This is a genomic window from Veillonella sp. CAG:933 (genome assembly GCF_000431435.1).
GTDB lineage: Bacteria > Bacillota > Negativicutes > Veillonellales > Veillonellaceae > Veillonella_A.
Genome location: NZ_HF986172.1, coordinates 1 through 8,449 on the forward strand (window position 1 = coordinate 1; position 8,449 = coordinate 8,449).

Genomic DNA, 8,449 nt, shown 5'->3' on the forward strand with positions numbered 1-8,449 from the left:
GTACCGATGTTAACATGCGGTTTAGTACGTTCGAATTTTGCTTTTGCCATTGAAGTAATAGCCTCCTTCACAAAAATAATAACCTATATACGCTCATTATAATACAAAAAATCACTAATGAAAAGAATCTAACATTAAAATCCCTAAAAACTACAGGAGATTTTAGGGATTTATTAAAAATTTAGTTGCCGTAATTCTGTTTTAAAGTTTGTAATTTGTAGAAACACCACAACATACCGAACCAAACCGGTGTAAAGAGTAAGGCAATAAGTGTTTCATTATTAAAGGCTAACGAAACTAATACTAAGAAGTAGAAGCCTAAAATCACGTAGTTCATAAGCGGATATAACGGCATTTTGAACGGATTTTGTTCAGCCAATTCAGGATGCTGTTTGCGATATTTCATATGACAAACCAAAATGATGGCCCAGATGAAAATAAAGCAGAACGTAGACACACTGGTAATCAAAATAAACACGTTTTCAGGCATAATGTACTGCATAATAACGGCGATAAAAATAACCAACGCGGAAAATACAACGGCGTTCATTGGCACCTGATTGGAACGCAAACGGAACATACGACGCGGCGCATTCCCTTCACGAGCCAAGGTGTACACCATGCGGCTGGTACTGAACAAACCACTGTTACAAGCCGATGCAGCCGATGTTAACACGATAAAGTTAACAATAGCCGCAGCCGCCACGATACCGGCCGCTTTAAATACCTGGACGAAAGGACTGGAATCAGCGTTTACGGCTGTCCACGGATAAATACTCATAATAATTGCCAAGGCACCAACGTAGAAAATAATAATACGAATCGGAATATTGTTGATAGCCTGCGGAATTACCTTCTTAGGATTTTCCGTTTCACCCGCCGTTAAGCCTACCAGTTCAATCCCCGTAAAAGCAAATACAACCATCTGGAAGGACAATACAAAGCCTTCCCAGCCATTCGGGAACCAACCGCCATGACTCCATAAATTAGAGAAACTTACCGGTCCCACATCGGTCTGGTAGCCGATAAAAATTAAATATAAACCGCCGCCGATTAAACCTAAAATGGCGATAACTTTAATTAATGCGAACCAGAATTCCAATTCACCGAAAATTTTAACTGCCATCAAATTCGAAGCAAACAGAATCAGTAAAATACAAAGACTCGGTATCCACGGCTCTACATTCGGTATCCAATACTGGATATAAACCCCTGCGGCCGTAACGTCGGCCATGGCCAGTGACACCCAACAGAACCAATAGGTCCAGCCGGTAACAAAAGCGGCGCCTGGCCCAATATATTCTTCAACAAAATCTACGAAAGAATGATGATCTGTATTAGAGAGCAATAATTCCCCCAAGGCCCTCATCATAAAGAACGAAATCAAACCCGTAATGATATACGCTAACAAAATGGACGGTCCCGCCAAATGAATGGAACGACCCGATCCCAAGAATAACCCTGTCCCAATGGCACCCCCAATTGCCAATAATTGAACATGTCGATTTTTTAGCCCCCTAGCTAACTCCTTCTTCTCATACATACAAATGCCCACCTCCAAAATACTAAAATAGTTAAAAAAATAAACTCACATGTCATATGTGAGTTATACCAGCTAAAAAATTAGTGGTGGCGGCACACGGATTTGAACCGCGGACACACCGGGTATGAACCGATTGCTCTAGCCAACTGAGCTATGCCGCCAAGTGTATATGGAGCTAGTGACCGGGATTGAACCGGTGACCTTATCCTTACCAAGGATACGCTCTGCCGACTGAGCTACACCAGCATACGTAATGAATGGTTGCGGGGACAGGACTTGAACCTGCGACCTTCGGGTTATGAGCCCGACGAGCTACCAACTGCTCCACCCCGCGATGAATGGTGGAGGGAGAAGGATTCGAACCTTCGAAGTCGAAGACGGCAGATTTACAGTCTGCTCCCTTTGGCCGCTCGGGAATCCCTCCAAAAATAATGGAGCTGGCGATAGGAATTGAACCCACAACCTGCTGATTACAAGTCAGCTGCTCTACCGATTGAGCTACGCCAGCATACCATAACATGGAATATTATACATATTCCTGAACATCTTGTCAATAGATTTTTTAGCTCAGATTGACATTTTGTTCTGCGCTTCCGTTTCCCGTATAGCGCTTTATTATAATAGCATAGGTAGTATTTTTGCGCAAGTACTTTTTTACAAAATTCTTGCAAAACGTAATAATTTTCTTACAATGTGTAAAAACACCGCAAACTTCCCGTCGCCAGACTCTGTTCAAACTTAATTCTTATCCTATTTAACAGTTACAATTCAACGCTATCGAGCAAACTAATATATAATTACTTATCAATTTAAAATAGCCGTACTGCATTTTAAAATAACACAGCACGGCTATCAATCTTATATATTATTTTTTCAACCCTTATATTAGAAAATGAAGAAGTATGCAAACGCAATCACAGCGATTACAAAGCGATAATACGCAAAACCGGCCAAGGATGATTTATTTAAAAATTTCAAGAACCATACGATGGACAAGTATGCAAATACGAAAGCCGTTACGAACCCGATAGCAAACATAACGAAGTCGGACCATTGCAACTGGTCTATGATTTTGAGCAAATCATAGATACAAGCAATCAACATGATTGGCACGGCCATGATAAAGGAAAAGTCAGCCGCTGCTTTACGACTTACACCGAGCATCAAGCCGCCGGCAATCGTGGAACCGGAACGAGAGAAACCCGGCCACAAAGCCAACACTTGGAACAAACCAATTTGAAGACATTGATACATGCTCAACTGGTCAACAGTCTCAACGGTAATCGGTTTATGACGTTTTTCAGCCCAAAGCATAAATAAACCACCGATGATCAAGCCGATAATAACCGTACCGGCCGAGAATAAATAGTTTTTAATAAACGAATGGCCTAAGAAACCGATGGCCATAGCCGGCAACATGCCGAAGAAAATATGAGCCAAAGACAATCTGTCATTGCGAATCCAGTTCTCACGACGAAGCATGCTCATGAATTTTTCGCGATAATAGAAGAATACGGAAAGAATCGCGCCTAACTGGATAAATACTTCAAATACACTGGCTCGTTGGCCGGTAAAGCCTAAAAAGTCACCTACTAAAATCATGTGCCCGGTACTGGATACCGGCAAGAATTCTGTTGCCCCTTCTACGATACCAAGTATAAAGGCAATAAGATTTTGATCCATTATTTCACCTCGACTACCAACTGGCCGCTCAAGCGCCGGCCTCTCATCATAATCATCTTCTTCGCCTACATGATAACCGCATAATATATGCCGGTTTCATGTGATAACTCAACCATTATAGACTTTTTGACAAAATTAGACAATGGAAATTTCCCTTTTAGGCAAATAGTTTAAAAAATTTTAATATTTTACTATACTTTTGCAACTTTTCCTTCTCTAAATGTGAATATCGTAATTTCTCGCGGACAATTATAGCGAACCGGGAACCAATGGCCCGTGCCGTTATTTACATAACCGTACTTCGTGCCGTCCCGATACATGCCCTTAAAGTACTTCGTTCCCACCGGCACAAGGGCTGTGCCGCCGACTACAATCTGACCACCATGGGTGTGGCCGGACAGCGTCACCGGAATATTATGAGCAAACGCGTTTTCAATAAAATCAGGATGATGGGCCAATAAAATGGTAAACGCTTCCGATGGAACATTGGCTAAGGCTTCCTTCAGATAGGTTTCACGCTGTTCACCGCTGCGGTCAAAGGAATATTCAACGCCGGCCAAATATACGGGCCATGAGCCACCACTTAAACGAAGCGAAGAGTTACGATGCATACGCATGGAAATACCGCTGAAGGCTTCCAACACGCGAGGCAGGTTTTTAAAATACTCGTGATTCCCCAAAATATAGTCGATGCCGTCCGGAATTTTAGGAAATAACTCTTCCAAGCGACCACAGAGAGGGTTTAAAAAATCCAAATCATCAATTAAGTCGCCCGTAATAACCAAGCGATCCGGCTTTTCATTTAAAACGGTCTGCGTAATTTTGTCGAAGTCTTTCAAATCAATGAACGGCCCGATATGAACGTCACTAATCTGCGCCAATTTATAATCTTTTAAATATTCAGGCAAACTGCGAAACACCAAGTCAATATGATTGACTTGAACTTCTTTGGCCCCTTCATACGCTCTGACTACGCCGCCACCGGCTGTTACTGCCGGCACCGCCCAAATAGCTTTGCGTAAAAACTGCCGCCGACTAGCCTGTTCTTCCCCAGTCGTTTTTTTAGCTCGCCAATTGACCGCTGCCATAACGATACCCAAAGGAATTAATATGGCAAAACAAACGCCGAGCCCCATCATGAGCCCATAGGTACCGGTCGCCCAACCTCGCCAGAAGTCATACATAGCAGTTCCCAAAAGTTGAACTTGCGCCATCTGGTAATAAGTTGTCCCTGCGATAGCCAGTACTTGAAGCAAAACTAATCGCCAAAACCAACGGGAACGCCGTTTCACATTAGTTAGACGGACAATCAAATAGGAGTTGGCGAATACTATAAGAAAGATAATAAGCGTCGTTATAATGAGAAATATTAATCGTGCCGACATTCTTTCACCTGCCATTCTCAAAGTTTAATCTCTACAATACACTGTCAGTTTACCGTGAGGCCCGGCCCATGGTAAGTCGGTAAAATCTTCCGGCAATACCCAACGCCAATCAGCGCTAGCTTCATCAAAAGTTGACGCACTTAACGGGTCATCACCGATAAACTCTGCCGTATATGCTTCCATATCCCAACAGCGATGGGAAAACACATGACGCAAGGTGGTAACCGCCTTGCTATGCCATTTAATTTCAGTATCTTTAAGCCGGCCCTTTAGACGCTTCGAGTCTGTAAATTTACGTTGCCATTCACGAGCCAGTTCATCAACGCCGATTAACGGCAACTCTTTTTTATCCTGCATGGTCACATTACGCGGCACTTCCACATTTGGAAACTCCCACATGGAATGCAAAAGCCCTGTAGCGGGGCGCCGATGAAGCAAATATTCCCCTTTTTCATTGCGAATAAGCCCCGTTACCACAGAGATAATAGGGACCGATTTCTTAACAATACGCACCGGTAATTCAGCGGCAATGCCCAGTGCATCAGCTTGGCACCAACGTCGTAAAGGACAACCTTCACAACGGGGCGCTTTAGGAATACAAATGCTCGCCCCAAAATCCATAAGGGACTGATTAAAATCCCCCGGTCTGTCGTAGGGCAATGTTTCCTCAACTAACGCGGCAATCGCTTTTTTACCGGCGGTGCGCATAATATCTTCACGCACTGCGTAAAGCCGTGCATATACACGCAATACATTACCGTCAATGGCGGCTTCGCGCTGACCAAAAGCTAACGACAAAATAGCCCCCGCCGTATAAGCTCCGACGCCTTTAAGGCTTTCCACCTCTTTGCGGGTTCGTGGCATCTCACCGCCGTACTTAGTCATTACTTCGCGAACACCAAGTCGTAAATTACGAGCCCGGGAGTAATAACCCAAACCTTGCCAAGCTTTGACTACTGTATCTTCATCAGCTTCAGCCAAGGCTTCCTTGGTGGGGAATTGCTCCATCCAATTCTCGTAGTACGGCTTCATTGCTTCAATACGAGTTTGTTGAGACATAATTTCCGATACCCAAATGCGATAGGGATCCTTTGTCTTGCGCCACGGCAAGTCCCGTTTATTGGCATCGTACCAGCTAAGGAGCGTCTTGACCCACGCCGCCTCAGCCACAGCATTTTCAGCGGCAGCCTGATTGGATTCCGGTTTCGCCTTTAAAGCTACTGTGTCTATATTTTTATTTTTTAAACCTTTATCCTCATTTACGCTTCGAGCCACTCTTTCATTGCCTCCACCGATTCCAACTCAGGAATCTCCGTTACTTTTGTTATCTTCATGTCCATGACACCGTCATTATCCTTGCCAAACACAAGGGTGCCTTTCAAAAGTTCACCGTTTAAAACCTGCGGGATCCAATCCTCATCACCGGCCCACATGGTATCGTAAGGAATTTTGTCAAAAGAAGTCCAAAACGGTTCCATTTCTTCCGTTTCCATAGGAAGCCCTTCATATTTACGCAATAGATACACATAATTGACATGGGTCCAATCCTCGTTATAAGGGAATTGAAAATCCAAAATAGCTACCGGTTCCAAGTCTTCCGGCTTAGCCAGCAAGGACGTTTCCTCAAACAATTCGCGCACCGCACATTGACGGAATGTTTCACCATCTTCCCGCTTGCCGCCAAAACCATTAGGCTTACCGGCGCCTAAGCCGCGCTTTTTGCGGCCCAAGAGAATCTCTTTTTTATCATTTATAATAAAACATAATGTAGTCGGTCTCATATCATTGCCTCATTTGTTTTTTCAAAAAAACTGTATATAATCTTCAAACTTTATTTTAAACCTTAATTCTGATTCATCAAGCTATGCTGTGATTCTAAATCGATTTTAGTAAATTAATATATTTTAATTATATCACACTGCCCAAAAGGTCAATCCTGTGTTAGTATTAGAGTAAGAGAGGTGTACTTATGAATGAACCACTAATATTTAACATAGCCATGGGCCGCACCAAACCGGAAAATATTCGCCATCGCGAAGTGGCTTGCCCGTTCTGTGCCGTGGATAAGCTTACGGACATATTGGAAACAAAGGGCGATATTATCTGGCTTATGAACAAATATCCCGTCTTAGATCGTACCTGGCCCACCGTTATCATCGAAACGCACGACTGTTTTAGTGAATATTCCAGATATTCACCGGAAACCGCTACCGAAGTGCTTGATTTTTCTTTGCGCAAATGGCAAGAAACCATGGCCCGCGAAGAATTCAAATCCGTCTTATATTTTAAAAACTACGGGCCAATGTCCGGCGGCTCCATTCGTCATCCTCACAGCCAAATCATCGGCTTATACGATTACGATTATCGGGAAGACATTAAAGTTCACCATTTTGACGGTCCTATTCTCAAAGAAGACGATAATTTAAAAATTACCTTATCCGATAAGCCCATTATCGGTTTTTTCGAATTCAATATGGAGTTTAATGAAAAAACGTCCAGAGCCTTAATGGCTAAACGAATTCAACAAATCTTACACTATATTTTAACAGACTTTTCACGACACAGCGGTTCGTACAATCTGTTCTTCTACGATTTACAGACCGGCTCACAGTATGTTAAAATAGTACCTCGTTACGTTACGTCACCGTTGTATATCGGCTATTCTATTAGCCAGATCAGCAACAAGGAACGGGTTGAACAGATTAAAAATGAATTGAATTGCGACTTTTTTATTTAGTTAGGAGATACCATGAAAATTTTTGCCATTGGCGATCTTCACTTTTCAGGCGAACCGCCTACCAAGCCAATGGATGTATTCGGTCCACATTGGCAAAACCATCGCGAGCGCATCATAGCCGCTTGGCGTGAACAAGTGAGCGATGACGATATTGTCTTTGTTGTCGGCGATACTTCATGGGCTTTACGCCTGGCGGAGGCAGTGTCTGATTTAAAAGCAATTGCCCAACTGCCGGGCCAAATTTATTTAATCCGCGGCAATCATGATTACTGGTGGAGCAGTGCCAAGAAAATGGACACCGCTATGCAACAGGAGCTGACCTTTTTGCAAGGTCACGGCACCGCTATAGACCACATTGCTTTTGGCGGCACGCGCGGTTATCTTTGCCCCAATGATACATCCTTTGATGAGGCAGCTGATACTTCCATCTATGCCCGCGAATTGCTTCGCACCGAAGCGGCTCTTCAGGAAATGGAACAGGCCCTTCGTAAAAACGGCTCTGTCACTTCGACAACCGAAACCGTAGCCACGCAAGCTGACAACAATGTAGCCGCAAGCTCATCAGCACACGCTCCGATTCGTATTTTGCTCTTGCACTATCCGCCGTTTAATGATAAAAACGAACCGAGCGGCTTTACGGAACTTTTAGAAAAATATAAAGTTGACCATTGTATTTTCGGTCATCTTCATGACAAAAATTCCTTTGATCGCATTCCTGAAACGTTTGGCAATACTAAATTGCATCTTGTTTCAGCAGATTATATGGATTTCAAACTTAAACAAATTTTATAAGGAGCTTTTTATGAGTCGTATTCATCGTGAACATTTACAAGCAGGCTATATTTTTGGAGATATAGCCAATGAAGAATATATTTATTTGCCCGCCGGCGAAGTAGGCGTTGATTCCCCTATGTGCGTCTTGGAGCGACATGGCAATTATGAGGACGTGAGTCTGGACGAAGCGACCCATCTCATCGACACCTTGTCCCTCAAGCCATGCAGCCATCCTAAATTAGGCAAACGGTCGTTTTAAAACGATAGGAACGGCATTCTTCAAGCTTGTTACCGCTTCAGTAAAGCCAATATTTGAAACGTAAAGGC

At 43.3% G+C, this 8,449-nt stretch carries 8 protein-coding genes and 5 tRNA genes; 3 read left to right on the top strand and 10 right to left on the bottom strand.

The window, feature by feature from the left end; genetic code table 11:
- Positions 1 to 181: 181 nt before the first annotated feature.
- The 10 genes from QZL64_RS03450 to QZL64_RS03495 form a co-directional block, all read right to left on the bottom strand.
- Positions 182 to 1,543 carry an amino acid permease gene (locus tag QZL64_RS03450; protein ID WP_021840621.1) on the bottom strand — a complete coding sequence of 454 codons (1,362 nt, stop codon included), beginning with the start codon at positions 1,541 to 1,543 and terminating at the stop codon, positions 182 to 184.
- Between the two features lie 84 nt (positions 1,544 to 1,627).
- Positions 1,628 to 1,704 (bottom strand) — tRNA-Met (locus tag QZL64_RS03455).
- Positions 1,705 to 1,713: 9 nt separating this feature from the next.
- A tRNA-Thr gene (locus QZL64_RS03460) sits at positions 1,714 to 1,789 on the bottom strand.
- A gap of 12 nt (positions 1,790 to 1,801) precedes the next feature.
- Positions 1,802 to 1,877: transfer RNA gene (locus tag QZL64_RS03465), tRNA-Met, on the bottom strand.
- 5 nt (positions 1,878 to 1,882) lie between these two features.
- Positions 1,883 to 1,967 (bottom strand) — tRNA-Tyr (locus QZL64_RS03470).
- 8 nt (positions 1,968 to 1,975) lie between these two features.
- Positions 1,976 to 2,051: transfer RNA gene (locus QZL64_RS03475), tRNA-Thr, on the bottom strand.
- Between the two features lie 377 nt (positions 2,052 to 2,428).
- Entirely contained in the window at positions 2,429 to 3,226 is a 798-nt protein-coding gene (locus tag QZL64_RS03480) for an undecaprenyl-diphosphate phosphatase (protein ID WP_021840622.1), read from the bottom strand.
- 191 nt (positions 3,227 to 3,417) lie between these two features.
- Entirely contained in the window at positions 3,418 to 4,611 is a 1,194-nt protein-coding gene (locus QZL64_RS03485) for a metallophosphoesterase (protein ID WP_021840623.1), read from the bottom strand.
- A 24-nt stretch (positions 4,612 to 4,635) separates the two neighbouring features.
- Entirely contained in the window at positions 4,636 to 5,781 is a 1,146-nt protein-coding gene (gene mutY, locus QZL64_RS03490; RefSeq protein WP_295224804.1) for an A/G-specific adenine glycosylase, read from the bottom strand.
- 89 nt (positions 5,782 to 5,870) lie between these two features.
- Positions 5,871 to 6,392 (bottom strand): 8-oxo-dGTP diphosphatase, encoded by a 522-nt coding sequence (locus tag QZL64_RS03495; RefSeq protein WP_021840625.1) that lies wholly within the window; start codon positions 6,390 to 6,392, stop codon positions 5,871 to 5,873.
- A 188-nt stretch (positions 6,393 to 6,580) separates the two neighbouring features.
- Here QZL64_RS03495 and QZL64_RS03500 point away from each other — a divergent pair, with 188 nt between their 5' ends.
- The 3 genes from QZL64_RS03500 to QZL64_RS03510 are packed head-to-tail and all read left to right on the top strand — an operon-like array spanning position 6,581 to position 8,381.
- Positions 6,581 to 7,348 carry a DUF4931 domain-containing protein gene (locus QZL64_RS03500; RefSeq protein WP_021840626.1) on the top strand — a complete coding sequence of 256 codons (768 nt, stop codon included), beginning with the start codon at positions 6,581 to 6,583 and terminating at the stop codon, positions 7,346 to 7,348.
- A 12-nt stretch (positions 7,349 to 7,360) separates the two neighbouring features.
- The gene (locus QZL64_RS03505; RefSeq protein WP_021840627.1) at positions 7,361 to 8,140 is read left to right on the top strand and encodes a metallophosphoesterase; all 780 of its coding nucleotides are present in this window, start codon (positions 7,361 to 7,363) and stop codon (positions 8,138 to 8,140) included.
- A gap of 10 nt (positions 8,141 to 8,150) precedes the next feature.
- Complete coding sequence (locus tag QZL64_RS03510; protein ID WP_021840628.1) at positions 8,151 to 8,381, top strand: hypothetical protein; 231 nt, start codon at positions 8,151 to 8,153, stop codon at positions 8,379 to 8,381.
- The last annotated feature ends 68 nt before the right edge of the window (positions 8,382 to 8,449 follow it).